Source organism: Allobosea sp., assembly GCF_030695125.1.
GTDB lineage: Bacteria > Pseudomonadota > Alphaproteobacteria > Rhizobiales > Beijerinckiaceae > Allobosea.
This window is the reverse complement of record NZ_JAUYTP010000031.1, coordinates 294,744-321,604: the sequence shown is the minus strand read 5'-3', so window position 1 is coordinate 321,604 and position 26,861 is coordinate 294,744. Positions and strand designations below refer to the sequence as shown.

Here is a 26,861-nt window from a genome sequence, read left to right as displayed (position 1 = left end):
CGGCAAATGACCACCAGCATACGCCACGGGCGTTAAAGGGTTGCTGCGTTTCGCCGGGCGCGCCCGGGGCTGTCGACGGAGCGATTTTGCGGCGCATCATAGTTCGTTCGGCCTATGGCGCGCCGCAACATATGGTGCATGATCTCGGTCAAATCTGCCGCAGCCGCCAACGCGACCGTCAATCGGCAGACCAAGCAGGGGAGAGACGACCATGTCGCAGACGCAGGCCGCCGCGCAACCGCTCAAGGACCTCTACGAACTGGGCGAACTGCCCCCGCTCGGCCATGTGCCGGCGAACATGTATGCCTGGACGATCCGCCGCGAGCGCCATGGGCCGCCTCAGGACAGCTTCCAGGTCGAGGTGGTGCCGACCTGGGCGATCGGCGAGGAGGAGGTGCTGCTGCTCGTGATGGCCGGCGGCGTCAACTACAACGGCATCTGGGCGGGCCTGGGCCAGCCGATCTCGCCCTTCGACGTCCACAAGCAGTCGCTCCACATCGCCGGCTCCGATGCGTCGGGTATCGTCTGGGCGGTCGGCTCCAAGGTGAAGCGCTGGAAGGTCGGCGACGAGGTCATCGTCCACTGCAACCAGGACGACGGCGACGACGAGGAGTGCAATGGCGGCGACCCAATGTTCTCCTCCTCGCAGCGCATCTGGGGCTACGAGACGCCTGACGGCTCCTTCGCGCAGTTCTGCCGGTTGCAGTCGCGCCAGCTCATGGTCAAGCCCAGGCACCTCTCCTGGGAGGAGGCGGCCTGCTACACGCTGACGCTCGCCACCGCCTATCGCATGCTCTTCGGCCACAGCCCCCACACGATCAAGCCGGGCGACAATGTGCTGGTCTGGGGCGCCTCGGGCGGCCTGGGCGTCTTCGGCGTGCAACTCTGCGCCGCCTCGGGCGCCAATGCCATCGGCGTCATCTCCGACGAGACCAAGCGCGACTATGTGCTGGGGTTGGGCGCCAAGGGCGTGATCAACCGCAAGGATTTCAACTGCTGGGGCCAGATGCCGACCGTCAACAGCCCGGAATACGACGCCTGGGTCAAGGAAGCCCGCAAGTTCGGCAAGGCGATCTGGGACATCACCGGCAAGAAGGACGTCGACATCGTCTTCGAGCATCCCGGCGAGGCGACCTTCCCGGTCTCCTGCCTCGTCGCCAAGCGCGGCGGCATGGTGGTGTTCTGCGCGGGCACTTCGGGCTTCAACATCACCTTCGACGCCCGCTATGTCTGGATGCGGCAGAAGCGCGTGCAGGGCTCGCATTTCGCCCATCTCAAGCAGGCGAGCGCGGCCAACCAGTTCGTCATCGACCGGCGCCTCGACCCCTGCATGTCGGAGGTCTTCCCCTGGGACAAGATCCCGCTCGCCCATCACAAGATGTGGAAGAACGAGCACGCGCCCGGCAACATGTCCGTGCTGGTCTACGCCCCGCGCACGGGCTTGCGCACCTATGAGGACGTGGTCGAGGCGCTGGCGGGGTAGGCGCGGTCATCAGGCTTGTGCGCTGGAGCGATAACACTTAAACGTTCGGTAAAGTAAATCGCCGAACGAGGTGTCCCATGTCGCTCCAGCTCTTTGCCCATCCCTTCTCCTCCTATTCGCAGAAGGTGCTGATCGCCCTCGACGAGAACCAGACGCCCTACCGGCTCCGCCTGCTCAGCAGCGAGGACCCGAAGACCGGGGAGGAATTCGCAGCGCTTTGGCCGCTGAAGCGCTTCCCGGTGCTAGTCGACGGGGCCGAGACGGTCGTCGAATCGAGCATCATCATCGAGCATCTCGAACTGCATCACCCCGGCCCGCGCCCCCTGCTGCCCCGGCAGCCGAAGGAGGCGCTTCCCGTGCGGGCGATGGAGCGCTTCTTCGACAATTACGTGATGACGCCGATGATGCGGATCGTCTTCGACCGGATCCGGGCAGAAGGCGACCGCGACCCTCTTGGCGTCGCCGAGGCGCGCGCCCTGCTCGACACCGCCTATCAATGGCTCGACGGCCAGCTCGCCGGCCGTGAATGGGCCTGCGGCGGCGACTTCACCATGGCCGACTGCGCGGCGGCGCCCTCGCTGTTCTACGCCGACTGGGTCCACGAGATCGACGCTGCCTTCCCGAATACGCGCGCCTACCGGGCGCGGCTGCTGGCGCGCCCCTCGGTTGCGCGCGCTGTCGATGCGGCACGGCCCCATCGCCATCTCTTCCCGCTCGGCGCTCCCGATCGGGACTGAGGCCGTAACGCCGCCGCCCGCAGTCACGACATGGCGGGCGGGCGCCGACGCGCTGTTGCAGGCGGCGGAAGGCCTGTAGAGCATCGCGCTCGCAAAGGCGTCCCATGCTGTCCTCGCCCCTCTTCCTGCGCATTGTCCCGCTCGTCTTCACCTTCCTCTGGTCTTCGGGGTGGATCGTCGCGGGCTATTCGGCGCAATATGCCGACGCGCTGACCTTCCTCGCGGTGCGCTTTGCCACGGCGGGCGTGCTGCTGGCGGCCTTGTCGCTGGCGGTCGGGGCGCACTGGCCGTCGACGCCGCGCGCCTGGCTCGACTGTGCGATTTCGGGCGTCCTGCTCCACGCGATCTATCTCTGCGGCGTCTGGTGGGCGGTGCGCCACGGCCTGCCGGCCGGCATCTCCGGCCTGATCGCGGGCCTGCAGCCGATCCTGACCGCGCTGCTGGCGCCGGCGCTGGTCGGCGAGCGCATCTCGGCCATCCGCTGGGCCGGCATCGCCTTCGGCTTCGTCGGGATCGCGCTCGTGCTGGAGCCCAAGCTGGTCGGGGTCGATCCGGTGGCGCTCTGGGGCATCCTCATCCCCGTCGCGGTGAACATCGTCGGCATGGTCGCGGTGACCTTCGGCTCCTTCTTCCAGAAGGCGCGCATCGTCTCCGGCGACCTGCGCACCGTCACCACGATCCAGTACGCCGCCGCCTTCACCTTCACGCTGCCGCTGGCCTTCTGGCTCGAGCCGATGCGGATCGAGTGGAACCTGACCATGGCGCTCGTCCTGGCCTGGTCGGTTCTGGCGCTGTCGCTGGGCGGAATCGGGCTCTATCTGCTGATCCTGCGCCGCGGCGAGGTCTCGCGCATCGCGACCTTCCTCTATCTCGTGCCGGCTCTGGTGGCGGTCGAGGCCTGGATCCTCTTCGGCGAGACTTTGGCGCCGATCCAGATCGCCGGCATGGCGCTCACCATCATCGGCGTCGCGCTGGCCAGCCGCAAATAGCGCGGCAGCGGCATTGGCGTGCCATGCGGCATTCTTGCGCCGAAAGAGGCATTCCGGCTTTTGAAATCTCGCCCTATGCTGCGTCGCACAAGGGAGAGAAACCATGAGCGCACAAGCCGCCGCCATTCCTGTTGCCGAGCCGGCCCCCGAGAGCGCCACCGCGCTGATCGCCGCCGCGCTGCCGGGCTTCGAGACCCTGCTGCAGAATGCCATCGCGGCTGTGCGGGCGAGGGTGACGGTGGAGGGGAAGATCTCCTCCGCCCGGCTCGAAGCGCAGCAGCACGCCGCCCACGGCCTCGCCTGGCTCGCGACCTATGTGATGGCGCTTCGCGAACTCAAGGCCTATGGCGAGCGCCTCTCGGCGGAGGACCGCTACGGGGCGATCGAGGATTACGCCATTCGCATCGGCGCCGGCGAATATGCCGCGCAGATCTTCGGTGGCATTCCGATGAGCCAGGGCGAGATCATCAGGCTGGCGGCGCTCGGCCTCTCCGAGAAGGCGATCGCCGCCGCGAACACGCCGGCCGCCCAGGCTCTGATCGCGCAGGGCAACACGCCCGAGAACCGCGCCCGCCTCGTCGACCTGTTCAGCCAGGATGACGGCGCCGCCGGTGTCGGCGATCCCGGCCTCGACGAGACTCTTGAAGCGATCCGCTCCGAGATGCGCCGCTTCTGCGCCGCCGAGGTGACGCCCCACGCCCATGAGTGGCACCTGAAGAACGATTACATCCCGATGGAGGTCGTCGAGAAGATGGCCGAACTCGGCGTCTTCGGCCTGACCATCCCCGAGGAATTCGGCGGCATGGGCCTGACCAAGGTCTCGATGTGCGTCGTCTCGGAGGAACTGTCGCGCGCCTATATCGGTGTCGGCTCGCTCGGCACCCGTTCCGAGATCGCCGCCGAACTCATCCTCTGCGGCGGCACGGCTGCGCAGAAGGAAAAGTGGCTGCCGAAGCTGGCCTCGGGCGAGGTCCTGCCGACCGCCGTCTTCACCGAGCCCAACACCGGCTCCGACCTCGCCAGCCTGCGCACCCGGGCGGTGAAGGACGGTGACGTCTGGAAGGTCTCCGGCAACAAGACCTGGATCACCCATCCCGTCCGCGCCGACATCATGACGCTGCTGGTCCGCACCGACCCCACGGAGAGCGGCTACAAGGGCCTCTCCATGCTGATCGCCGAGAAGCCGCGCGGCACCGACGAAAATCCCTTCCCGGTCGCGGGGCTGACCGGCGGCGAGATCGAGGTGCTCGGCTATCGCGGCATGAAGGAATACGAGCTCGCCTTCGACGGGTTCACCGTCAAGGGCGAGAACCTGCTCGGCGGGGTCGAGGGCCAGGGCTTCAAGCAGCTGATGCAGACCTTCGAGGCCGCCCGCATCCAGACGGCGGCACGCGCCGTCGGCGTGGCGCAATCGGCCTTCGATCTCGGCCTGCGTTATGCCCGCGAGCGCGTCCAGTTCGGCAAGAAGCTGATCGCCTTCCCCCGCGTCGCCGACAAGCTGGCCATGATGGCGGCCGAGATCATGATCACCCGCCAGCTGACCTATTTCGCCGCCCGCGAAAAGGACGCCGAGAGGCGCTGCGACCTCGAGGCCGGCATGGCCAAGCTGCTGGCGGCCCGCGTCGCCTGGGCGGCCGCCGACAACGCGCTGCAGATCCATGGCGGCAACGGGTTTGCGCTCGAATACGCCATCAGCCGCGTGCTCTGCGACGCCCGCATCCTCAACATCTTCGAGGGCGCGGCGGAAATCCAGGCGCAGGTGATTGCACGCCGGCTGGTCGAGGCCTGAGAGGGATGCCGGCCTGCCTGTATTTTGGGCGATCGGCAAAACCCAATCTTCACCTTTGGCATGCTTGGCTCGGGCGCGATATGCCGTAACGGAACTTTTCCGAATGATCCTGATCACTGACCGATCGGACGGAAGCCCCGACCTGACGCGGCGCCTGGGGCTCGCGGGGCCTTGCCGGGTCGTTGACCTCGCGCAGGTCGCGACGGACCGGCAGGCACCGCCGTCCCTCATTGTCAGCGATGTCGATCTCGCCAACCGCCAGACTGTCGAGGCGATGCGCGCCGCATTGGCCCGTCATCGGCAAAAGGGCGTGCCTTATCTGTGCCTCCTGCGCGATATGACCGCGCGATCGACGATCCAGGCCCGGGCCATCGGTGCGACCGAGGTTCTCCCTGCCGATACATCCGCGGCGGCCCTCGTCGTGACGATCGAACAATTGCTGCAGGAGCGGGACGGGGCCGATCTCGAACGGGGCGCCAGCGCCTTCACCCGCGCCCATCTGGCCACGGCGGCGGCCTCCCTGGCCGACATGCTGGGCTCCGCAGCCGCCGGCCGCCCGATCGCGATGCGCGCCGTCGAGGCGTCCGTCGAGGCGATCGGCCAGGCGGCGGCCGCCTCCGATATCGGCGACTGGTTGCAGGTGGTCTGGAGCTATGACGACCTGACCTATCAGCATTGCATGCTCGTCGCCGGGCTCGCCGCAAGCTTTGCCCATCAGCTCGGCTTTTCGGACGGCGATCGCCGCCTGGTGACGCGGGCGGCCGTGCTGCACGACATCGGCAAGGCGCGGATTTCGCTCGATATTCTGCACAAGCCCGGCGCGCTCGACGCCGACGAGCAGGCCGTGATGCGCACCCACCCGGCGATTGGCCATGCGATGCTTCTGGCGCAGGGCGGCTTCTGCCCGGAGGTTCTCGCCGCCGTGCGCTCGCACCATGAATATATCGATGGCTCGGGCTATCCCGACCGCCTGCAGGACGGCCAGATCAGCGACATCGTGCGGATGATCACGATCTGCGACATCTATGCCGCGCTGATCGAACGCCGCAGCTACAAACCGCCCCTGGCGCCCGACCAGGCCTATGACATGCTGGTGCTGATGGGCACGAAGCTGGACGCTGCGCTGGTGCGGGCCTTCCACACGGTCATCGTGAAGACGGCGCAGGCGGCCTGAAAGCGGGGAGGCGGCGGGGCGATGATACGCCGAAGATGAGGGCGCTGCGGGCCGCCGTCAGGCCGCGACCACCGACAGCCGCAGCCCGAGCGCCTTCGTCGCCTTGGCCAGCGTTTCGAGCGTCGGGTTTCCGCCCGGCTTGAAGGCCTTGTAGATCGCTTCCCGGCTTAAGCCGGTCTCGGCGGCGAAAGCCGTCACCCCCCGAGCCCGCGCAATGTCGCCAAGCGCGGCGGCGATGAAAGAAGGATCGCCCTCCTTGAGTGCAGCCTCGATATAGGCGGCCTGGTCCTCGGGCGTCTTCAGATAGTTCTGGACGTCGAAATCGCGGGTTTCGATGGGCATCCTACAGGTCCTTTGCCATCCGTTTTGCCTTGGCGATGTCGGCTGCCTGGCGGCGCTTGTCGCCGCCGCACAACAGGATCACCAACTCCGCGCCTCGTTGGACAAAATACAGCCGATAGCCCGGCCCATGATCGATCCGCATCTCGCCGATGCCGTCGAAATACTTCACATCGCCGAGATGACCGCCTTGCGCGCGCCTGATCCTCGCAACGATCCGCGCCCGGGCAGACACATCGCGCAGTCCCTGCAGCCAGTCGGCGAACATTGCGGTCTCGACGACCTTGAACATGTGTATCTTGGTACACGGCCATCCGGCCGAGTGTCAACTACGATACACGCTCTGGCCGGCGGACGTCCTACATCTCCCGCAGCGAGCGCGGCATCGTCACGGGCCGCGCCTCGCGCGCCTGCGACGCCAGCCGCACCGGCGCGTTGACCGCCCCGAAGCCGCCATAGCCGCCGCGCCGCTCGACGATCTCGAAGAAGAAGCGTTGCGCGAAGACATGGGTGTAGACCTGCAGGAACTCCGCCTCGCCATCGCGGTCGTAGAGGATGTGGTGGTCGCGAAGCCGGTCGATGAAATCCGGATCGAGTCCGTGCCGCGCCTCGAGATCCTCGTAGTAGTTCTCGGGAATATCGAGGAAGGAGAGCCCCGCCGCGCGCATCGCCCCGACGGCGGCGAAGATGTCTGGCGCATCGAAAGCGATGTGCTGCACGCCCGAGCCGAAATGCTCCGAGACGAAGCGCGAGGACAGCGTGCGCGTCGCCTGCGAGCCGTTCAGGACGATCCGCAGCGTCTGGTTGGCGCTGACCAGGGGCCGGCTCTCGACCAGCCCGCCCGGGTCGGCGATGGCGAGTTGCGGAATGCGGTCGAGCGCAAACAGCGCGCTGTAGAACAACAGCCAGGACAGCATCTCCTCATAGTCCATCGACTGGGAGATATGGTCGACGCGCTGGAGAAGCGCGGCTTGCGGCGGCGCCTCGACGCCGGCGACCGGCGCGAAATCCTTCTCCCAGATATGGCCCAAGTCGCCGGTCGGCTGGGTGAAGTAGATCAGCGAGCCGCCGACGCCGCGGATGGCCGGAATCTGCAATTCACCGGGGCCGACCGGCTGCTCGAAGCTCGGAATTTTCAGCGCGGCCGCGCGCGCCATCGCCTGCCCGACATCGTCGACGCGGAGCGCGATCGCGCAGACGCCGGGGCCGTGCATGATCGCGTGGGATTGCGCGAAGCCGTCCTTCTCGGTGTTGAGCAGCAGGTTGATGTCGCCCTGGCTCCAGCGCGTCACGGATTTGCTGACATGCGTGCCGGTCTGGCGAAATCCGAGCGCGCTGAACAGGCTGGAAAGCTCGGCCGCGATCTCCTCGTCGAGCGCGAATTCGATGAACTCGACGCCGAGCACCGGTGCGCGCGGCGGCAGATGCGGACGGGTCTGGTCGGACAGCGCGATCAGCGAGCGCATGCCGTCGGTGGCCAGCCGCCGGGCCGAGCCGGCGCGGAACTGGTCGTTGAAGATCTCGTGCGACAGCGGCCCGGCATAGCCGGTCTGGGCGACCGCCCGCACGAAGTCCGCCACCGCCAGATCGCCCTGGCCGGGGAAGCAGCGGAAATGCCGGCTCCAGCTGAGAACGTCCATGTCGAGCTTCGGCGCATCCGCCAGCTGGACCAGGAAGATGCGGTCGCCGGGGATCGAGGCGATCGGCCCCAGCGGCGACGGACGCGCCAGCGTGTGGAAGGAATCGAGGATCACGCCGATGCGCTCATGGTCGGCCCGGCGCACGATCTCCCAGGCGTCGCGGTAGTCATTGACGTGCCGGCCCCAGGCCAGCGCCTCATAGCCAACCCGCACGCCAAAGCGCGCGGCGAGCTCGCCGAGTTCGTGGAAATCCGCCGCCGCCCGGTCGATCCCGCCCAGCGCCTGCGGCGAGACGTTGGAGCAGATCAGCATCAGATCGGTACCGAGCTCGTTCATGATCGCGAATTTGCGTTCCGCCCGGGCAAAGCCGCGCGCGCGCAGCGGCTCCGGCATGCCTTCGAAATCCCGGAAGGGCTGGAAGGCGCAGATCCTCATGCCGAGATCGGCGACCATGCGGCCGACCTCGCGCGGCCCGCCGTCGAAGGTCAGGAAATCGTTCTCGAACACCTCGACCGCATCGAACCCCGCTGCCGCGATCGCCTGGAGCTTTTCCGCCAGGTCCCCGCTCAGCGAGACCGTCGCGATCGAGGTCGGGTTCGGCGCGGGGTTCGTCATGGCTGTCAGCCCTTCGTCCGGTCGATGGTGACGGGTTGGCCCCGACGCGCCGCCTCGGCTACCGCCTCGATCACCGCGAGCGTGCGGGCTGCATCCGCCGCATCGGTAATCGGCTGCTCCGCCCCGCGGATCACTGCGCAAAAATGCCGGATCTGCTCGGCGAGCGGCTCCAGCGGCGCCAGCGCCAGCGTCTCGCGCAGCAGCGGCTCCCACCAGCCCTGGCGGCCCTCATAATGCCAGCGGTCGAGCGCGGGCACCGAGAGCGAGCCCTCGCTGCCGGCGAGCAGGTAGCAGAGCCCGTCGCGCTGCGGATAGGCCTTGTTCTCGCCCGAGGACAATTCCCAGCTCCAGGGCGTCGGCGTCACGTCCGAGACGGTGGCCGTGCCCAGCGCGCCGTTTTCGAAGCGGAAGACGAGGGCGGCGGTGTCCTCCACCGCAAAGCCCCGCGTCGCGTTCGAAGTCATCGCCTGCACGCTCTCGATCTCGCCGCAGATGAAGCGGAGATTGTCGATGTCGTGGATCAGGTTGATCAGCACCGGTCCGCCGCCGGGCTCGCGCCGCCAGGCGACGTCGAAATAGTCGTCCGGCTTGCGGATCAGGAACAGCGAGGTCACGGCGACCAGCCGGCCGATCCCGCCCTCGCGCACCAGCTTGCGCGCCGCCTTGACGATTGGATTGTGGCGGCGGTGGTGGCCGCCGAGAACCGGCACGCTGGTCCGCTGCTGAGCGGCGACCAGACGCTGCGCCGCCGCGACGCTTTCGGCCAGAGGCTTCTCGATCAGCACCGCCACGCCGGCCTCGAGGCATTCGATCGCGCCCGGCACATGCAACGCATTGGGCGTCGCGATGATCGCCCCGTCCGGCTTCATCGCGGCCAGCATCTCCGTGATCGAGGCAAACCAGGGCGTGCCGCGCTCGGCCGCCAGCGCCTTCGCCGCATCGGTCGGATCGCAGATCGCCGCGCAGTCGCAATCGCCGGAGGCGTCGAGCCGCTCCAGATGCGCGCGCCCGATCAGACCGGCGCCGACGAGGGCGATGTTGAGGGGGGTGGTCACAGGGCAGATCTCCGGCTCAAGCCACGAAAGGCCCCCTCTCCCCTCGCGGGAGAGGGTTGGGGTGAGGGGGCGCCGTGCGCGGGCCGATGAGTCCTCTGCATGGGCAGAACTGACGCAGGGCGGCGCGCCCCCTCATCCGTCAGCGCTACGCGCTGCCACCTTCTCCCGCGAGGGGAGAAGGGCACGAGCGTGCAGCCAGCCATCACGCCGCGTCCGTCAGGGCGCCGCCCAGGAAGAGCTGCGCCACCCGCGGATCGGCCAGGATCTCCGCGGCCGGGCCCTGCATCCGGGTCTGGCCGAGTTCGAGCACGAGGCCCTCGTCCGAGATCTCCAGCGCCGAGCGGGCGTTCTGCTCGATCATCAGGATGGTGACGCCCTTGGCGCGCAGCTCCATCAGGATCGCGAAGGTCTCCTGCACCAGCATCGGCGAGAGCCCGATCGAGGGCTCGTCGATCAGCACGAGCTTAGGATCGAGCAGGAGCCCGCGCACGATCTCGAGCTGCTTCTGCTGCCCGCCCGAGAGCGTCGAGGCCTGGACATCGGCCTTGGCGCGCAGCGCCGGGAAACGGTCGAGCGCCGCCTCGATCCGCCGGGGCATGTCGGTGATGTGCGCGCCCGCCGCGACCGCACCGAGTTCGAGATTGTGGCGCACCGACAGCTCGGGGAAGATGTTGCGCCCCTGCGGCACATAGCAGATGCCGGCTTCCAGCAGCTTGCGCTGGCTCCAGTTGGTGATGTCGGTGCCCTCAAGCCGGATCGCGCCCTCGCGCAGCTTGAGCAGGCCGAAGATTGCCTTGAACACGGTCGATTTGCCGGCGCCGTTGGGGCCGATCACCGTGGTGATGGCGGCGCGGCGCACCTTGAACGTCGTGCCGTTCAGGATGGTCATGGCGCCATAGCCGCCGACCACGCCGTCGAGTTCGAGGATGGGGGTGGTCATTCCGGTCTCCCTTCCCTTCCGCGTCATTCTCGGGCGGAGCGCAGCGCAGACCCGAGAATCTCTTGCAGGAGATGCTCGGGTCGAGCCCGAGCATGACGGATGTTAATGCCCCAGATAGGCGTCGATCACGGCGGGGTTGGCGCGGATTTCGGCCGGCGTGCCTTCCGCCAGCACCCGTCCCTCCGCCAGCACGATCACGCGCGAGCACAGGCTCATCACGAAATCCATGTTGTGCTCGATGACGACGAAGGTCGCGCCCTGCTCGGCATTGATCGCCCGCAGCCGCTCCTTCAGGTCGCCGAGCATGGTGAGGTTCACGCCACCCGCCGGCTCGTCGAGCAGCACGAGGCGCGGGCCGGCCATGAAGGCCATCGCCGCGTCGAGCAGTTTCTGCTGGCCGTAGGAGAGTCCGCCCGCCTTGGCGTCCGCCAGATGTCCGAGCTTGAAGAAGCCGATCATCTGCTCGGCCTTCTCGGTGAGCCCGGCATCGCGCGCGCCGAACAGGCGCGACAGCATCGTGCCCTCATGCTCCTGGCCGGCGAGGATCAGGTTCTCGCGCACCGACAATTCGGGGAAGACCTGCAGCAGCTGGAAGGTGCGGCTGACGCCGAGCCGGTTGAGCTCGGAGGGGCGCATGTGGGTGACCTCGCGGCCGTCCAGCTTCACGCGGCCTTCCGTCGGCTCGAGCTGGCCGAGGATGCAGTTGAACAGGGTCGACTTGCCGCAGCCATTGGGGCCGATGATGCCGAGGATCTCGCCCTCCTTCACCGAGAAGGACACCCCGTTGACCGCCTTGATGCCGCCGAACGCCTTGTGGAGGTTGTCGACTTCCAGAACCGTGTTCATCGGGCCTGTCCCCGCTGGCCGTTGAGTTTCGCCCAGGCCCGCTCCATCAGCCCGCTCACCCCCTGCGGGCAGGCGATCAGCAGGAGCATCACGATGGCGGCGAAGATGATCAGGTAGAGCGAGCCGGCGAAGCGCAGCCATTCCGGCAGCACGACGCCGAGCAGCGCCCCCACAAAAGGTCCCAGCAGGTAGCCCGAACCGCCCGCCACCACCATCAGCAGCAGGAAGAAGCTCTGCGACAGCGAGAACGGCGAGGGGTCGATGAACTCGACCAGCGGCGCATAGAGCGCCCCCGCGAAACCCGCATAGGCGGAGCCGATCGCGAAGGCGAGCAGCGTATAGGCGCGGGTGTCGATGCCCAGGCTCGCAGCGCGGATCGGGTTCTCGCGCAGCGCCGTGAAGGCGCGGCCCCAGGGGCTGCGGATCAGCCACCACAAAGCCACCGCCAGGATGAAGGTGACCACGACGACGAAGCGGTGGAATTCCAGCGCGCCGAACAGCTTGATGCCGAAGAAGTCCGGCCGGTTGATATTGGAAATGCCGAAGACGCCGCCGGTGAGCCACTGCTCGTTGCGCAGGATCAGCCAGACCAGCGTCGAGAAGGCGAGCGTCACGAAGGCGAGGTAATGCGCCTTCACCCGCAGCGCCGGGAAGCCGAGCACGATGCCGACCGCGAAGGTCAGCAGGCCCGACAGCCCGAAGGCGGCATACCAGGAGACGCCGTATTTCGTCGTCAGGATCGCGGTGGTGTAGGCGCCCAGCCCCATGAAGGCCGCCTGCGCCAGCGACTTCAGCCCGGCATAGCCCAGCGTCAGGTTCAGCCCCATCACGGCGATGCTCATCACCAGCCAGAGCGAGAGCACATAGGTGCCGTAGCGGCCCATGCCGACCGGCGCGAACCAGAGGATCACGGCGCCCGCGAGCAGGGTCAGGAAGGCGCCGTCGAAGGTGCCGCCGAGCGGCAGCCGCGCGAGGCGAGGGGAGGAGCTCATGGAGTTGCGTGTCGCTTGCACGGTCATACGCGGCGCTCCTCTTTGCGGCCCATCAGACCCTCGGGCTTGAGCAGGATGATCACGACGAGCAGGACGAGCGGCACGGCCAGCCGGTAGGAACTGGAGACATAGGCCGCCGCCATCGAATCGACGACGCCGACGATCAGACCGCCCACCAGCGCGCCGCGGACCTGGTTGAACCCGCCGACGATGGCGGCGATGAAGGCGAACAGGCCGATGACCTCACCATTCGAGAATTTCGCCAGGTAGATCGGCGAGATCAGCACCGACGCGACGACGGCGAGCGCGGCGTTGATCACGAAGGTCAACAGCACCATCCGCTCGACGGGGATGCCGAGGATGCGCGCCACGGTGGGGTTCTGCGCGGTCGCCTGCATCTGCCGGCCGAGCCGCGTGCCGCCGACGAACCATTGCAGCAGGCCGATGACGGCGAAGGCGCAGGCGATGATCGCCAGATGCTGCAGCGAGATCGCGGCGCCGAAGACCTCGATCGTCGAGGTCGGCACGAAGGAGGGGAAGTTCTGCGCCTCTGCCGAGAAGCCGTCCTTGGCGCCTTCCTTCATGATGATTGACAGCGCCATGGTGGCAATCGCCAGCGGTAGCACGCCATGGCGGATCATCGGGTCGACCACGGTGAGCTTGAAGCCGACGCCGAAGATAGCGATGAAGGCGGCGATGCCGATCAGCGCGCCCAGCCAGACCGGCGCGCCGAAGAGCTTGATCGCGAGCAGCACCAGCACGGCCGGCAGCATGACGAACTCGCCCTGGGCGAAGTTGATCGTCTGCGAGGTCTGCCAGACCAGCGTGAAGCCGATCGCAGCCAGTGCATAGATCGCGCCCGTGGCGATGCCGGCGATGAGATAGGCGATGAATTCGGCCATGGGGGTGCCTCGCGATGGGGCGTCATGGGCGGGCTTGACCCGACCATCTCTGGACGAAAACCGTCATTGCGAGGAGCAAAGCGACGAAGCAATCCAGGAGGACGCAGAGCACGCGGCTCTGGATTGCTTCGCTGCGCTCGCAATGACGGCGAGACGCGTACGGCTTACGGCTTGATCTTCGGCAGCGTCGCCGTGATCACCTGCTTGCCGTTCTGGACCTCGGCGAGGAAGCTCTCGCGGTCTAGGTCGCCATTGGCCTCGATCGTGGTCTCGATCAGGATGCCCGGCTCGTCGGAGGGCTTGATCGTCGCGCCGCGCAGCGTGTCGGCGACGCCCTTCTTGTCGAACTTCTTCTGCTTCTCGGTCGCCCACTTGATCATGTAGACGGCCATGTAGCCCTTCAGGCCGTTATGGTCGGAAGGCTGGTTGTACTTCGCCTGGAACTTCTTGCCGAATTCCTGGAAGGCCGGGATCGGCGCGTCGATCGACAGGCCGACATGGCCGCGCACGCCGTTGGCGGCGTCGCCCGCGAGCTCGATCACCTTGGCGCCGAGCAGCGTCGTCTCGCCGACCATCGGCTTGGTGATGCCTTGCTGCTTGGCGGCGCGCAGGAAGCGGGCGCTTTCCTCCTCGTTCAGATAGACGAAGACGGCGTCGGCATTGGCGTTCTTGATCTTGATCGCGTCGGCGGCGAAGTCGGCCTGGCCCTGTTCGGTCGAGACGTCGGCCGCGACCTTGATGCCGACCTTCTCGAGCTCGGGGATGATCGCGTCGCGCCCGCCCTTGCCGAAGTCGTTGTTGACCCAGACCACGGCAACCGAGCCGGCCTTGACCGTGTCCTTGAGATATTTCGCGATCTTCGGCATCGCGGCCGACTGGCTGAGCGAGGTGCGGAAGATGTACTGGTTGCCCTGCTTGGTCAGGCCGGCCGCCTCGCCGCCGACGATCTGCGCGATCTCCGCGCGCTGGGCGATCTGCATGGAGGCGCCGATCGGGCCGGAGAAGACCGGGCCGAGCACCGCATAGGTGCCTTCGTCGATGGCGCGCTGCACGGCGGCGCGGGTGTTACCCGGGTTGGTCTGCGTGTCGTAATGGACGATCTCGATCTGCCGGCCGAGAATCCCGCCCTTGGCGTTGATGTCGGCGACGGCGAGGTCGATGCCGTTCTTCCAGTTCGTGCCGGCGGTGGCGCCCGCGCCCGACAGCTCGACGACGTTGACGAGCTTCACCTTCTCCTGCGCCAGCGCGGGCGTGGCGAGCCCGACTGTGACGGCCGCGGCGATGATCCATGGGGTCTTCATTGGTTGTCTCCTCCAGCTCTGTTTCGTTTTTTCTTGGTCTTCGCGGGTGGCCCGCGGGCCGTCTTTGAAGTGGCGTGATCTCACGCTGCGCGGTGCTTGGCCTCCTGCGCGGCGAGCGATCGGTCGAAGGCGTCGGCGATCGCACCATCCGGGGGCTGCACCCCCGTGAACAGCGCAAAGGCGTCGACGGCCTGGTTGATGCTGAGCTCACGCCCCGTCATCACCGTGGCGCCCGCCTTCTGCGCGGCTTTGAGCAGCGGTGTCCAGAGGGGATGATAGACGGCGTCCGCCACCCACTGCGACTTTCGGATGAGATCGGCCGGTACCGGGCTGTCGCGGTTGGGCAGCATCCCGACCGGCGTGCCGTTGATGAGGCCGGCCGCGCCCGACACCGCCGCCTCGACGCTGCCGCAGATCTCGACCCGTGCGCGCTCGCCGATCTGGTCCGCCAGCGCCTGCGCCTTGGCACGATCGCTGTCATAGAGCCGCAGACGCGTGACGCCGCAGCCGGCCAGCGCGAAGCCGATCGCCTTGCCGACGCCGCCCGTGCCGATGATCGCGACGGGAGCGTCGCCATCGGCGCGGCCGAGCGCGCGATAGGCTGTGGCAAAGCCCGTCGCATCGGTGTTGTGGCCGGTCAGCACGCCATCGCGCGCCACGACCGTGTTGACGGCCCCCATCGCCCGCGCTTCGGGAGAGAGCGCGTCGAGCAGCGGCACCACCGCCTCCTTGTAAGGATAGGTGACGTTGACGCCGGAAAATCCCATGCGCCGCACGCCGTCGAGGATCGCCGCGAGATCGGCGCGGCCGGCGCCCGCCACCTCGATCAGATGGTAATGCAGCTCGAAACCCGCAGCGCGCGCGGCAGCCTCATGCATCGCCGGCGCGGCGGAATGGGCGATCGGCGTGCCGATCAGGCCCAGCAGCACGCGCTTCGTCCGGTTGGCGATGGCAATGTCCGGCATCGTCTCGTTCCCTTGGCTCGCCCATCATGATCGCAGGCGTTGCCGCCATCAGATAAGCCGATCGCTCGCGCTAACGCGATGACCAATTTGATCGCATTACCTAACCTGATGTTATCCTGCCAGCCGGCTGCGGACCTCTGGGGCACGCGGTCTCACCACCGCGTCCATTTCCTGGCGCAGCAGCGTCACGAAGGTTTCGGCATAGACGGACGGCGCCTTGTCGTTCTTGATCGCGACATAGGTCTGGAACTGCGTCGGCTCGGCGATCGGAATCGTGGCGATGCCCTGCATCGAGCCATGGGCCACGGTGAACTGGTCGATCACGGCGATGCCGAGCCCGGCGCGCACCAGCGAGCATACGGTCGTGCCGAAGCGGGCCTTGATGACGATGTCGTAGGCGAGGCCCTGGCGGCTGAAGATCTCGGCCATGATCCGGCCATAGGGGTCGTTGGGGTCGATGCCGATCAGCGGGTGGCGCACGATCTCGGAGGCCGAGATGACGGTCCGCGTCGCCAGTTCATGGCCCTCGGGCACGATGCAGAGCAGCTCGCCCATCGACAGCGGCACGAAGTCGATGCCGGGATGGTCGAGCTTGTAGCTCATGGCGGCGATCTCGCCGCGGCCCAGCAGCAGATAGTCGAGCGCCTCCTCGATCTTGAGGATGTTGATGTCCAGCCGCAGATCGGGGTGCTTGCGCTTCAGCTTCTCGATCGCGCGCGGCACCATCACATGGCAGATGCTCGGCACCGAGCCGATCCGCAATTCGACGCCACCGCCGCGCTCGATCCGCGCCAGGGTGTAATGGAGATCGTCGACCTTTTTGTAGACGCCGTTGATCTGCTCGAAGATGTCGTTGGCTTCGGGCGTCGGCACATAGCGCCCATGGCGCCGCTCGAACAGCTTCAGCCGCAGCGTCTTCTCGGTGTGCTTCATCAGCCGGCTGATGCCCGGAGCCGACACGGCGAGCAGCTTGGCCGCGCCGCTGATCGTGCCCGTGATCATGATGGCGCGGATCACCTCGATCTGGCGTAAGGTGAGCATGGCCGTTTTCGTCCCCTGAGCGTCTTTTGACGCCGAGCGGAGGGGAGCGGCGCCCGGCTGTCAAGCAGACGGACGAGGGGAAACAGCTATTCCGGCTTGGGCAGCGCTTTCGCCTCGGCGTCGAGCTTCTGCAGGATCGGCAGCGTGTTCTCGGCGAACGCCTTGAGTTCGGGGTCCGATCCGGTCTCGGCATAGGCGGACACCACCGCGAGGCTCTCCTCCTGCGCTTGGCGCTGGGCCAGCACATAGGCGCGGTCGAACTCCGGCCCCTGCAAAGCCGCAAGATCGCGCAGCAGGTCGAGCTGGCGCCCGTCGGGGCGCTCCGGCAGCGCGATGTCGGAGCGCTTGGCGATGATCTGCCTCAGGCCGCTGCCGGTTGTCCCGCGGTCGTTGGCGAGCCGGTGGGCGAAGCTCTTGATCTCGGGCGAGCTCGTCTTGTGCAAGGCGAGCGTTGCCGATTCGACGGCAAACATCGTCGAAACCGCCGCCTTGTGGACGAAGTCCTGCGGCGGCATCGGGGTTTGGGCAACGGCGCCAAGCGACCACAGCAGGGTCGCCGTCACGATCGGGAGAAGCCGTTTCATCGCGGCGGACTGCCTTTCCGGAAAGCGGGTGGATGTGAGGTCAACCCGGGCGCGCCGAAGCGGTTCCCCCGCATCTGCATCCCCAGCGACGTCGCCGCAGGGGTGGCCTCGCGCGCGCCCCTCGTGCAGGGTGCGCCCCGAACACCGGCCAGGCCGGGACGAAGAGGACAGGGACGAGACGCCATGCCGACCACCCACGAGACCCTGCACGCCGCGCTGGTCGCAACCCGCCGCGACAAGAGCCTGATCGAGATGGCCGAGCAGCCGGTGCCGGGCTCCTTCCTCGACGGGCTGGCAATCCAGGCCGACATCGCCAAGACGCTCGGCCATGCACAGGCGGGCTGGAAGGTCGCCATCGCCGAGGACGGCACGCCCGTCGCCGGCCTCATGCCCGGCCCCTGGCTCGCTCCCGGCGACGTCTATGACGGCGCCATCGGCGCCGAGCTGCGCGTCGAGATCGAGATCGCGCTGCGGCTGGCCAAAGACGTGCCGATGCGCCCGAATCAGCCCTATTCGCGCGCCGAGCTGCTCGGCCATTGCGACAAGGCCTATCTCGGCATCGAGATCGTCGAGAGCCGGCTGGCGAACTGGCAGGGCGTGCCCTTCGCGCTCTGGCTCGCCGACGCGCTCGGCCATGGCGGCTATTATCTCGGCCAGGAACTCGACATGAAGGTCCTCGACGATCTCACCGGGTTGGGCTGCTTCATCTCGCTCAACGGCGTCACGATCTACGATCAGCCGGCGGTGCATGGAAATGGCGATCCGATGACGCCCTTCCTCGCCTGGGCCAACCGCAAGAACGAGCTGATGGGCGGCCTGCGCGCCGGCCAGATCGTCACCACCGGCAGCCTCTGCGGCGGCGTTCTGTCCCCGGGCAAGGGCGAGATCGTCACGAAGCTGAGCCCCCTGGGCCCCGTATCGCTAACACTTCGTTAGCGATGACGGTCGAATTCGTCGTAGCTTGCGCCTGAGGGTCAGCTATTGATGATGGGGGCCGGAACATCATAGACCGGGTCAAGTTGCGGCGAGCGGGGGGTTGCTTGGAGGACGGATGCGTTTTTGTCGGAGGGCGAGCAGCGCGGTAGCGCTGAGCGGGTTTGCTCTCGCCACGGTGCTCGGCTTGCGGGCCGTGCCAGCGCACGCCTTCGATCTCTCGTCGCTGGATGTCTTCGGGCTCTTCACCAAGAAGGACGAACCGCCGGCCGTCACCGCCGCGACCTTGCCCTATCGGCTCGAATTCGATCTCGGTCAGACCGACGAGGCCAAGGCGCTGACCCGCACCCTGCAGGACGCCTCTCTGCTCTATCGTCTGCGCCAGGACGCGCCGCCCGATGGCGAAACCCTGGCGCGGCGCATGGCCTCCGATCTCAACCCGCTGGTCGACGCGCTCTGGTCGCAGGGTTATTTCAACGCCGAGGTCGCGCTCGTCGTCGATGGTGTGACCCTCAAGGTCGGAGCCGAGCCGGATGTCCGCTTGATCCGCGCGCTCGAATCCCATCGCAACCGCGACGCCGTGCCGATCACGGTCAGCGTCCAGCCGGGCCCGGTCTTCGCGCTGCGCGACATTGCCGTCAGCGAGCGTAGCGCGACGGGCTCGCCCGCCATTGCCGAGCCGGCCCGCGTCACGCGGCTGAACCCCGGAGACCCGGCGACCGCGTCGGCCCTGCGCGCGGCCCAGGCGGCCCTCGTCGATCATCTGCGCGCCCAGTCGCGCCCGCTCGCCAAGGTGGTGGAACTCCGTCCCGTCGTCGATCACGCCGCGCGCATCATGGACGTGACCTATGTCGTCGAGCCCGGCCCGGTTGCGGGCTTCGGCGATGTGGCGCTCGGCGACACGGCCGGGATCCCGCCCGCCGTGGTGCGCTCCTTCATCTATCTCGAGCCGGGCGATCCCTATTCGCCGAAGGCGCTGACCGACACGCGCAAATCCATCGCCACCATTCCCGCCATCGCCTCGGTCCGGATCCGGGAGGCCGAAAGCCTCGACGCCGCCGGAAACCTGCCGATCTTCGTCGAGGTCACCGAGCGTCCCAAGCGCCTGATCGGCTTTGCGGCGCGCTATTCGACGATCGACGGCCCGGCGGTGAAGACCTATTGGGAGCATCGCAACCTGTTCGGCGGCGCCGAACGTCTGCGGCTGGAGGGCGATATCTTCCTCGCGCCCCGCATCGACGGCACCAAGATCACCAAATTCGAGGATTTCGAGCGCTCCGATCTCGGCGGCCGTTTCTCCTTCAGCTTCCTCAAGCCGGCGCTCGGCGGCAGCCGCTATGACTGGCTGCTCGACGGCGTCGCGACGCGCCAGCGCGTCGGGACCAACCGCTTCGGCGGCTACACCGCCCGCTACGGCAACGTCACAACCGCGATCCAGCGCCGCTTCAGCGACACCTTCTCGGTTCAGGCCGGTCTCGAGGTCGAGCGCGGCCAGACCAGCGACGTGCTCGGCCAGGTCGACTACACCCTCGTCGGCATCCCGCTTTCGGTAAAATACGATTCGACCGACAGCCTGCTCGACGCGACCCGCGGCATCCGCGCCACGGCTTCGGTGGCGCCTTATCCGACCTTCCTCGGCTCGACCGTCGGCATCATCCAGAGCAAGGCGGCGTTCTCTGCCTATTATGCGCTCGATCGCGACGCCCGCTATGTGCTCGCCGGGCGGGTCGGGCTCGGCTCGATTTCGGGCGCCGATCTCGACGACATCCCGGCGACGCGTCGCTTCTATGCCGGCGGCGGCGGCTCGGTGCGCGGCTATGCCTATCGCACGCTCTCGCCGCTCGGCCCGCTCAACCGGCTGACCGGCGGGCGCAGCCTGTTCGAGGGCTCGGTCGAGGCGCGCATCAAGGTCACCGACACCATCGGCGTCGTGCCCTTCTTCGATGCCGGCACCGCCTTCGAGGGCAGCCTGCCCGACTTCAAGCAGCGCCTGCAGATGGCTGCCGGCCTGGGCCTGCGCTACTACACCGCGATCGGGCCGATCCGCGTCGACGTCGCCGCGCCGCTCAACCCACGCAAGGGCGACAAGCCCGTCGCGCTCTATGTCAGCATCGGGCAGTCCTTCTGATGCGCCGCGTCCTCACATCGCTGCGGCTCCTGACGCTGCGCCTGGCGCTCCCGGCGCTGCTGCTGCTGGCCGGCGTGCTCGCCTTCGCGCCCTTCGGCGGCTTCGCCCAGAACGCCCAGACCGACCGCGGCATCGTCGCCGATCTGATCTCCAAGGCCCTGTCGAGCGACACCAGCCAGGTCTCGATCGGCGCGGTCAACGGCGCGCTCTCCTCGGATGTCGAGATCCGCGACATCATGCTGTCGGATCGCGACGGCCCCTGGCTGCGGCTCGACCGCGTGCGCCTGATCTGGACGCGCAGCGCGCTGCTGCTGCGCCGGCTCGACGTCGACCGGCTCGAGATCGGCCGGCTCGAACTCTTGCGCCGTCAGGCGCCGCAGCCGGCGGGCGCCGCCCCGCCGAGCGACCAGCCGATCCTGCCGGAACTGCCGCTCAAGGTCATCGTCCGCGCCTTCCAGTTGAACGAGCTTGTGTTGGGCGAGCCGGTCCTCGGCGTGCCCGCGACGCTGGGGGCCACTGGCTCGGCGACGCTGGGGCCTCCGAGCGAAGGGCTCGACCTCAAGCTCGCGGCGCGCCGCCTCGATGCCGGCGGACAGTTCGACGTCAACATCGCCTTCGTGCCGGACACCACGCGGCTGCAGCTCGACGTCAAGCTCGACGAGCCCGCCGGCGGACTGATCTCGAAGGTCGCCGGCTTGCCGGGCGAGCCGCCGGTCACGCTCGATCTCGGCGGCGACGGCCCGCTCGATTCCTTTGGCTCGACGCTGATCTTTAATGCCGGCCCGACCATCGGCGCGCGCGGCGATGCCAGGCTCGACCGCACCGGGACCGAGCGCAAGCTCAACCTCGCGCTGGATGCCCGCATCGAGGGGCTGATGCCGGCGCCTGTCGCGCCGGTCTTTGCCGGTTCGACCCGCCTCGACGGCTCGGTCGGCTTCGCCGATGCCGGGGGCATCGACATCCGCAACATGGCGCTGGTCTCGGCGCTGGCGCGGCTCGACGTGCTCGGCCGCTACACCGCCGACAAGCAGCTAGATCTGCGCGTCACCGCCGCCGCCCGCCCCAATGCGGAGGGCAAGACGGTCGCCTCGGGCACCGAGATCGGCAAGCTCGCTTTTGATGCCACGATCAAGGGCCCGGTCGCCGGGCCGATCATCGTCGCCACGCTCGACGCGCAGCAGGCCAGGCTGCCGGCCGGCGGCTTCGCCAGCCTCGGCCTCAATTTCAATGCCACGCCGACGGGGACGATCGGCGAGCCCGGCACGCGCATCGCCCTGACCGCCGACGGTCAGGCCACCGGCGTCACGCTGGTCGACCGCGCACTCGCCCGCGCCGTCGGCGAGCGCGTCACCTTCAGCCTGCGCGGCGTCGCCCAGGACGATGGCACGGCCGATTTCGAAACGCTGCGGCTGGCGATGTCGGGCGTCGAGCTCGACTATCGCGGCAAGGCCGGCAATGCCCGCATGCTCGGCCGCCTGCAGGCCGTGCTGCCCGATCTCGCGCGCCTGAGCGGCCTGGCCGGTCGCCCGCTCGCCGGCCGGGCCGAGTTCGGGGCCGAGATCGACGCCACGCCCCGCCGCAACGACTATGGCGCGACCCTGAGCGGGCGAGGGGACCGCCTCGCCACCGGCGATGCCCGGCTCGACCGGCTGCTCGCCGGCAAGCTGACGCTCGAGGGCGGGGTCCGGTCGCTAGCCGGCGATCTCACGGTGTCCGGCCTGAGGCTGGCCGGTGAGCACGCCGCCATCACCGCCGAGGGCGGAATCGGCCAGCAGGCCTCCGATCTGAAGCTCGCGCTGTCGATGCCCGACCTCAAGCGCGCCGATCCGCGCCTCTCGGGTCGCGGCGACGTCACCGCGCAGATCACCGGCCCGCGCGACCGGCTCGACGCCACCGCCCGCATCGCGGTCGCCAACGCCACCGCGCTCGCCCGGCCGATCCCGCGTCTGGCGATCGACGCCGTGATCAAGGATCTACAAGGGGCGCTCGATACGCGCCTGACGCTCGACGGCGAGATCGACTCCCGGCCCGCCACCGGCACGCTCGCTTTGGCGCGCCTGCCGGGCGATGGCTGGAACCTGTCGGCGCTCGACATCGCCATCGGTACGGTGCGCCTCAACGGCGCCGTGACGCTCGATCAGACGAGCCGCGCCGATGGCCGCGTGACGCTGGCCGCTCGCAATCTCGACGATCTCTCTGCGCTGGCCCTGACCAAGCTCGGCGGCCAGCTCGATGCCGACATCCGCCTCGCTGTGGTCGAAGGTCGCCAGAACCTCGACCTCACGGCGAAAGGCGCCAGGCTCGCTGGCCCCTCGGTCGCGATCGACCGCCTCGACGTCACGGCCGCCGCAACGGATGTCTACGGCAAGCCGAGGCTTGACGCGGCTCTCGCCATCGACCGCGCCGTCGTCGCGGGCGAGGCGATCAGCGCCATCCGCTTCGAGTCGAAGGGCGCCCCCGAGGCCAGCGCCTTCACCCTGAGCGCCGCCGCACGCGGCTTTGCCCTGAACGGTGCCGGCCGGCTCGTGCCCGCCGAACCGCTGCGTCTCGAACTCGCCGCCTTCGAGGCGCGCCGCGACGGGCGCCGCATCGCGCTCGCCAACCCCGCGACCATCAGCTTCCCGGGTGGCGGCGTCGAGATCGCGGGTCTCGCGCTGGCGATCGAAAAGGGGCGCGTCACGCTGGACGGGCGCGCCGGAGAGGCGCTCGACCTCAATCTGACCGCGCGCGACGTGCCGCTCTCGGCCGCCCGCATCCTCGCCCCGTCGCTCGACCTCGCCGGCACGCTCAACGCGCAGGCCCGCATCGGCGGGGCTCCCGGCGCATTGAGCGGGCCCTGGAGCGTCCGCGTCAGCCGGCTCGTCACGCCGCAGACGCGCCAGGCCGGCCTGCCGCCGATCGAGATCACGGGGGAGGGCGCACTCGCCGGCGACGAGACCAGCGTCAACGCTGCGATCAACGCCGGCCGCGGCGCCAGCCTGACCATTCGCGGCACCGCGCCGCTCGATGCCATCGGGATGCTCGACCTGACCGCGCAGGGGCGGCTCGACGCCGGCCTCGCCAACCCGCTTATCGGCGTGCAGGGCCGGCGCGTCACCGGGGCGGTCGCGCTCGACATGCGCGCGGCCGGCTCGTTGTCCGCCCCGCGCCTGAGCGGCTCGGCGGCGCTGAGCAATGGCAGCTTCACCGACGTGCTGCAGGGCATCCGCCTGACGGCGGTCGAGGCCCGCATCGCCGCCAACGGCGAGAACCTCACGATCGAGCGCGCCAGCGCCGCCACGCCCAATGGCGGCACGCTCCAGGCGAGTGGCCGGGTCGCGCTCGATCCCGCGGCCGGCTTCCCGGGCCAGATCCGGATCCAGGGCAATCGCGCCCAGCTCGTCTCCAGCGACATCGTCACCGCGGTGGCGAATCTGAACCTCGAGCTTGCGGGGCCCCTGGCGCAACGGCCGCAGATCGGCGGGCGCATCGACGTGCTCTCGCTCGAGGTCGCGGTGCCCGACCGTCTGCCAGGCTCCCTGCGTCCGGTCGATGGCATCAAGCATGTCGGCGCCAAGGGCACGGCCGCGGCCCGTCTCGCGGCGCAGAAGCGCGCCAACCGCCCGGCGCGCGGCGCGCGCCCGGCCCCGGCCTTCGACGCGGCGCTGGCGATGACGGTCTCGGCGCCGGGCCGCGTCTTCGTCCGCGGCCGCGGCATCGATGCCGAACTCGGCGGCCAGCTCCGCGTCGGCGGCACCCTGGCGGCGCCGCAGCTCGATGGCGGTTTCGAACTCCGGCGCGGGCGCCTGACGGTGCTGAGCCAGCGCCTTGATTTCAGCCGCGGACGCCTGGCCTTCACGGGCGGGGTGATTCCGGAGCTGGATTTCATCGCCGAGACGCGCGCCGCCGACGTCACCGCCCGCATCCTCGTCAGCGGCCCGGCCGACCAGCCCGAATTCGCCTTCACATCGACCCCCGACCTGCCGCAGGACGAGGTTTTGTCGCGCCTGCTCTTCGCCAGGGCGTCGGGCTCGCTCTCGCCCTTCCAGGCGCTGCAGCTGGCGCAGACGGCGGCGCAGTTCGCCGGCGGCGGCGGGGACGATTCCTTCGAGCGCCTGCGCAAATCGCTCGGCGTCGACAATCTCGACATCCAGGTCGGCGCCGGCGGGCCCACCGTCGGCGTGTCGCGCGCGATCAGCGACAATGTCACGGTCGGCATCAAGGCCGGCGCAAAGCCGGAGGACAGCGGCGTTTCGGTCGGCATCGACGTCACCCGGCGGATCAAGCTGCAGGCCGACACCAATGCCGATGGCAGCGCCTCCGTCGGTGTCGGAGCCGAGTGGGAATACTGACCCGCCCGGCGCCGGTTCGGTCACTCCCGCCCTCATCCTGAGTCGCCGCGAAGCGGTGTCTCGAAGGACGCCCCGGATATCCCCGGAGTCTGCCCGAGCCTCGTTCGAGACGCCGTTCCTTGCGGAACGGGGCCCCGGGATGGGGGCGGAGGGATGGTCCAGAAAGCCTTCTGACGGCAGCGGCAGAATCGCTGCGCCGCGACGCCCCCTCCGCTGCAGGGTGATTCCGCTCTGGAATGGCTCCAAAAACGGCCAGCCGTCGGGATGCGGTTAACGGTCGGTAAATTTCCTCGGTCAAAGCGTGGCTTGCCGGCAACACCGGGGTCCAAAGCACCCCCCGGGACCTCTCGGCGGCGTGATGAAGGTTGATCGCCCCCCGGGCATTCGTATGGTTGTCCTGCGTCGGGACGTTCCCGGTCGCTGTTTTTCGTCTTCGCCTCTGAATGGTCAGGGACGCGGGCGAAAGACCGGGAACAAGCAGGTTCGGTGGTTGGGTCTCCTGGGGCCAGCCACCAATGAGCCGGCCGAAAGCCCGAGGGTCTCGAAACTTTTTTTGGAGGTTACCAATGAAGCTCGTCAAGAGCCTCCTCCTCGGTTCCGCCGCCGGCTTCGCCGCGGTCTCCGGGGTTCACGCTGCCGATCTTCCCTCGCGGAAGGCGGCCCCCGTTGAATACGTCCGCGTCTGCTCGGCTTACGGCGCTGGCTTCTTCTACATCCCCGGCACCGAGACCTGCCTCCGCGTTGGCGGCCGTGTTCGCGCCGAGTACACCGTCGGCACCCGCTACGGCGAAGGTCAGGACGCTTACGGCACCCGCTCGCGCGGTCGCTTGAACGTCGACGCCCGCACCGCGACCGCCTACGGCACGCTGCGTACCTTCTTCCGCTACGAGCTGACGGTTTCGTCGGGCTTCTACGCCGGCACGACCAACGGCAACCAGGGCATCATCGCTCCGGGCACCGGCCGCAACACGGCTTCGGGCACCGCCTCGAACCTCGACCTGGCCTTCGTCCAGTTCGGTCCGATCACCGCTGGTCGCGCGCAGTCGTTCTTCGACTTCTACGCCAACGACTTCGGCTTCTCGACCCTGCGCACGGCTGACAGCCGTCTGAACCTGTTGGCCTACACCGCCACCTTCGGTTCGGGCTTCTCGGCCACCGTCTCGCTCGAAGACCGCAACACCGGCACCGGCACCCGTGAGAACACGGTCATCAGCCCCGGTGGCGTTTCGAACCTGCTCGGCCAGGACTTCCCGGATGTCGTCGCCTCGCTGCGCGTCGATCAGGGTTGGGGTTCGGCTCAGCTCTCGGGTGCCATCACCCAGCGCAACATCTCGAACGTCGGCCCGCTCTTCAACGCGTCGAAGGATGAGATGGGCTTCGCCGTTCAGGGCGGTGTCAAGATCAACCTCCCGATGCTGGCCGCTGGCGATCACCTGTTCCTGCAGGCCGCCTACGCTGATGGCGCGCTCGGCTATCTCGGCTGGGGTGGTCAGTTCGGTGCCGGTCGTCAGACGACTTCGGTCGCCGGCAACCAGCTCACCGTCGGCGATATCGGCGTGAACGCGCTCGGCAACACGAAGACCGCCACCGGCTGGTCGCTCGTCGCTGGTCTGCGTCACTTCTGGACCCCGCAGCTGCGCACCGAGATCTACGGTTCGTATAGCGAGCTGAAGCTGGGCTACACCCTCGCCGCCCAGGCGGTTCCGGGTGTTGTCGCTCGTCCGCTCGATCCGAAGGAGTTCATCGTTGCTGGTAACCTGATCTGGTCGCCGGTTTCGGGTCTCGATATCGGTGTCGAAGTGGTCTACACCCGCACCGAGCTGAAGCAGGCTGTCCTGGCTGCCAACAACGCTGGCGCTCGCCCGACGTTGGCCAATGGTGGTCGTCTCGTGAAGTCCGACGACGCCGTCGCCGCGCGCTTCCGCATCCAGCGCGACTTCTGATCGCTTCACGCGGTCCTAGTCGGAAAGCCCCGGGGAAACCCGGGGCTTTTTTTATGTTTGTGGCGGATGAGGGCTCCCGCTCGATTGGCGGGCCGGTTGACAGCCGGCCTGCGAGACGCCTTCTAGAGATCGCT

General features: G+C 68.2%; 21 protein-coding genes. 9 read left to right on the top strand and 12 right to left on the bottom strand.

The window, feature by feature from the left end; genetic code table 11:
• Window positions 1–211 precede the first annotated feature (211 nt).
• From ccrA to Q8S38_RS13455, 5 genes are all read left to right on the top strand, one after another.
• Window positions 212–1,483, top strand: a complete 1,272-nt coding sequence (gene ccrA, locus Q8S38_RS13475) for a crotonyl-CoA carboxylase/reductase (protein ID WP_305680928.1) — start codon at window positions 212–214, stop codon at window positions 1,481–1,483.
• A 77-nt stretch (window positions 1,484–1,560) separates the two neighbouring features.
• On the top strand, window positions 1,561–2,220 hold the full coding sequence (locus Q8S38_RS13470; RefSeq protein WP_305680927.1) for a glutathione S-transferase family protein: 660 nt from the start codon (window positions 1,561–1,563) through the stop codon (window positions 2,218–2,220).
• 104 nt (window positions 2,221–2,324) lie between these two features.
• Window positions 2,325–3,209, top strand: coding sequence for a DMT family transporter (locus Q8S38_RS13465; RefSeq protein ID WP_305680926.1), 885 nt, complete (start codon window positions 2,325–2,327; stop codon window positions 3,207–3,209).
• Between the two features lie 103 nt (window positions 3,210–3,312).
• Window positions 3,313–4,998 (top strand): acyl-CoA dehydrogenase family protein, encoded by a 1,686-nt coding sequence (locus Q8S38_RS13460; RefSeq protein ID WP_305680925.1) that lies wholly within the window; start codon window positions 3,313–3,315, stop codon window positions 4,996–4,998.
• A 103-nt stretch (window positions 4,999–5,101) separates the two neighbouring features.
• Entirely contained in the window at window positions 5,102–6,172 is a 1,071-nt protein-coding gene (locus tag Q8S38_RS13455) for an HD-GYP domain-containing protein (RefSeq protein ID WP_305680924.1), read from the top strand.
• A gap of 57 nt (window positions 6,173–6,229) precedes the next feature.
• On the opposite strand, the gene Q8S38_RS13450 is transcribed toward Q8S38_RS13455, so the two are convergent.
• The 12 genes from Q8S38_RS13450 to Q8S38_RS13395 form a co-directional block, all read right to left on the bottom strand.
• Entirely contained in the window at window positions 6,230–6,514 is a 285-nt protein-coding gene (locus Q8S38_RS13450; protein WP_305680923.1) for an addiction module antidote protein, read from the bottom strand.
• Between the two features lies 1 nt (window position 6,515).
• Window positions 6,516–6,803 carry a type II toxin-antitoxin system RelE/ParE family toxin gene (locus tag Q8S38_RS13445; RefSeq protein WP_305680922.1) on the bottom strand — a complete coding sequence of 96 codons (288 nt, stop codon included), beginning with the start codon at window positions 6,801–6,803 and terminating at the stop codon, window positions 6,516–6,518.
• Window positions 6,804–6,870: 67 nt separating this feature from the next.
• On the bottom strand, window positions 6,871–8,766 hold the full coding sequence (locus tag Q8S38_RS13440; RefSeq protein WP_305680921.1) for a bifunctional sugar phosphate isomerase/epimerase/4-hydroxyphenylpyruvate dioxygenase family protein: 1,896 nt from the start codon (window positions 8,764–8,766) through the stop codon (window positions 6,871–6,873).
• Window positions 8,767–8,771: 5 nt separating this feature from the next.
• A complete protein-coding gene (locus tag Q8S38_RS13435) occupies window positions 8,772–9,821 on the bottom strand; it encodes a Gfo/Idh/MocA family protein (RefSeq protein WP_305680920.1) in 1,050 nt (349 codons plus the stop codon).
• 202 nt (window positions 9,822–10,023) lie between these two features.
• Window positions 10,024–10,761 (bottom strand): ABC transporter ATP-binding protein, encoded by a 738-nt coding sequence (locus Q8S38_RS13430; RefSeq protein ID WP_305680919.1) that lies wholly within the window; start codon window positions 10,759–10,761, stop codon window positions 10,024–10,026.
• A 102-nt stretch (window positions 10,762–10,863) separates the two neighbouring features.
• The gene (locus tag Q8S38_RS13425) at window positions 10,864–11,607 is read right to left on the bottom strand and encodes an ABC transporter ATP-binding protein (RefSeq protein ID WP_305680918.1); all 744 of its coding nucleotides are present in this window, start codon (window positions 11,605–11,607) and stop codon (window positions 10,864–10,866) included.
• Window positions 11,604–12,599, bottom strand: coding sequence for a branched-chain amino acid ABC transporter permease (locus Q8S38_RS13420; RefSeq protein ID WP_305680917.1), 996 nt, complete (start codon window positions 12,597–12,599; stop codon window positions 11,604–11,606). Before Q8S38_RS13420 ends, Q8S38_RS13425 begins: the two co-directional genes overlap by 4 nt.
• A 23-nt stretch (window positions 12,600–12,622) precedes the next feature.
• Window positions 12,623–13,501 (bottom strand): branched-chain amino acid ABC transporter permease, encoded by an 879-nt coding sequence (locus Q8S38_RS13415; RefSeq protein ID WP_305680916.1) that lies wholly within the window; start codon window positions 13,499–13,501, stop codon window positions 12,623–12,625.
• 164 nt (window positions 13,502–13,665) lie between these two features.
• Window positions 13,666–14,802 carry an ABC transporter substrate-binding protein gene (locus tag Q8S38_RS13410; protein WP_305680915.1) on the bottom strand — a complete coding sequence of 379 codons (1,137 nt, stop codon included), beginning with the start codon at window positions 14,800–14,802 and terminating at the stop codon, window positions 13,666–13,668.
• An 80-nt stretch (window positions 14,803–14,882) separates the two neighbouring features.
• Window positions 14,883–15,767, bottom strand: coding sequence for a shikimate dehydrogenase (locus Q8S38_RS13405; RefSeq protein WP_305680914.1), 885 nt, complete (start codon window positions 15,765–15,767; stop codon window positions 14,883–14,885).
• Window positions 15,768–15,878: 111 nt separating this feature from the next.
• Entirely contained in the window at window positions 15,879–16,808 is a 930-nt protein-coding gene (locus tag Q8S38_RS13400; RefSeq protein ID WP_305680913.1) for a LysR family transcriptional regulator, read from the bottom strand.
• A gap of 86 nt (window positions 16,809–16,894) precedes the next feature.
• On the bottom strand, window positions 16,895–17,392 hold the full coding sequence (locus Q8S38_RS13395) for a DUF4142 domain-containing protein (RefSeq protein ID WP_305680912.1): 498 nt from the start codon (window positions 17,390–17,392) through the stop codon (window positions 16,895–16,897).
• Window positions 17,393–17,575: 183 nt separating this feature from the next.
• Between Q8S38_RS13395 and Q8S38_RS13390 the strand changes: the two genes are divergently transcribed.
• From Q8S38_RS13390 to Q8S38_RS13375, 4 genes are all read left to right on the top strand, one after another.
• Window positions 17,576–18,328 carry a hypothetical protein gene (locus Q8S38_RS13390; RefSeq protein ID WP_305680911.1) on the top strand — a complete coding sequence of 251 codons (753 nt, stop codon included), beginning with the start codon at window positions 17,576–17,578 and terminating at the stop codon, window positions 18,326–18,328.
• Window positions 18,329–18,443: 115 nt separating this feature from the next.
• Window positions 18,444–20,453, top strand: coding sequence for an autotransporter assembly complex protein TamA (locus Q8S38_RS13385; RefSeq protein ID WP_371125879.1), 2,010 nt, complete (start codon window positions 18,444–18,446; stop codon window positions 20,451–20,453).
• Window positions 20,453–24,784: a translocation/assembly module TamB domain-containing protein gene (locus Q8S38_RS13380; protein WP_305680909.1), complete on the top strand. Its 4,332-nt coding sequence runs from the start codon at window positions 20,453–20,455 to the stop codon at window positions 24,782–24,784. The genes Q8S38_RS13385 and Q8S38_RS13380 overlap by 1 nt, the downstream gene beginning before the upstream one ends.
• 566 nt (window positions 24,785–25,350) lie before the next feature.
• Window positions 25,351–26,727 carry a porin gene (locus Q8S38_RS13375; protein WP_305680908.1) on the top strand — a complete coding sequence of 459 codons (1,377 nt, stop codon included), beginning with the start codon at window positions 25,351–25,353 and terminating at the stop codon, window positions 26,725–26,727.
• Window positions 26,728–26,861 lie beyond the last annotated feature (134 nt).

Excerpts from the sequence above, each read along its gene's own strand:
- ccrA (WP_305680928.1), top strand. The coding sequence starts at position 212 with ATGTCGCAGACGCAGGCCGCCGCGCAACCGCTCAAGGACCTCTACGAA.
- Q8S38_RS13470 (WP_305680927.1), top strand. The coding sequence starts at position 1,561 with ATGTCGCTCCAGCTCTTTGCCCATCCCTTCTCCTCCTATTCGCAGAAG.
- Q8S38_RS13465 (WP_305680926.1), top strand. The coding sequence starts at position 2,325 with ATGCTGTCCTCGCCCCTCTTCCTGCGCATTGTCCCGCTCGTCTTCACC.
- Q8S38_RS13460 (WP_305680925.1), top strand. The coding sequence starts at position 3,313 with ATGAGCGCACAAGCCGCCGCCATTCCTGTTGCCGAGCCGGCCCCCGAG.
- Q8S38_RS13455 (WP_305680924.1), top strand. The coding sequence starts at position 5,102 with ATGATCCTGATCACTGACCGATCGGACGGAAGCCCCGACCTGACGCGG.
- Q8S38_RS13450 (WP_305680923.1), bottom strand. The coding sequence starts at position 6,514 with ATGCCCATCGAAACCCGCGATTTCGACGTCCAGAACTATCTGAAGACG.
- Q8S38_RS13445 (WP_305680922.1), bottom strand. The coding sequence starts at position 6,803 with ATGTTCAAGGTCGTCGAGACCGCAATGTTCGCCGACTGGCTGCAGGGA.
- Q8S38_RS13440 (WP_305680921.1), bottom strand. The coding sequence starts at position 8,766 with ATGACGAACCCCGCGCCGAACCCGACCTCGATCGCGACGGTCTCGCTG.
- Q8S38_RS13430 (WP_305680919.1), bottom strand. The coding sequence starts at position 10,761 with ATGACCACCCCCATCCTCGAACTCGACGGCGTGGTCGGCGGCTATGGC.
- Q8S38_RS13425 (WP_305680918.1), bottom strand. The coding sequence starts at position 11,607 with ATGAACACGGTTCTGGAAGTCGACAACCTCCACAAGGCGTTCGGCGGC.
- Q8S38_RS13420 (WP_305680917.1), bottom strand. The coding sequence starts at position 12,599 with ATGAGCTCCTCCCCTCGCCTCGCGCGGCTGCCGCTCGGCGGCACCTTC.
- Q8S38_RS13415 (WP_305680916.1), bottom strand. The coding sequence starts at position 13,501 with ATGGCCGAATTCATCGCCTATCTCATCGCCGGCATCGCCACGGGCGCG.
- Q8S38_RS13410 (WP_305680915.1), bottom strand. The coding sequence starts at position 14,802 with ATGAAGACCCCATGGATCATCGCCGCGGCCGTCACAGTCGGGCTCGCC.
- Q8S38_RS13405 (WP_305680914.1), bottom strand. The coding sequence starts at position 15,767 with ATGCCGGACATTGCCATCGCCAACCGGACGAAGCGCGTGCTGCTGGGC.
- Q8S38_RS13400 (WP_305680913.1), bottom strand. The coding sequence starts at position 16,808 with ATGCTCACCTTACGCCAGATCGAGGTGATCCGCGCCATCATGATCACG.
- Q8S38_RS13395 (WP_305680912.1), bottom strand. The coding sequence starts at position 17,392 with ATGAAACGGCTTCTCCCGATCGTGACGGCGACCCTGCTGTGGTCGCTT.
- Q8S38_RS13390 (WP_305680911.1), top strand. The coding sequence starts at position 17,576 with ATGCCGACCACCCACGAGACCCTGCACGCCGCGCTGGTCGCAACCCGC.
- Q8S38_RS13385 (WP_371125879.1), top strand. The coding sequence starts at position 18,444 with ATGCGTTTTTGTCGGAGGGCGAGCAGCGCGGTAGCGCTGAGCGGGTTT.
- Q8S38_RS13380 (WP_305680909.1), top strand. The coding sequence starts at position 20,453 with ATGCGCCGCGTCCTCACATCGCTGCGGCTCCTGACGCTGCGCCTGGCG.
- Q8S38_RS13375 (WP_305680908.1), top strand. The coding sequence starts at position 25,351 with ATGAAGCTCGTCAAGAGCCTCCTCCTCGGTTCCGCCGCCGGCTTCGCC.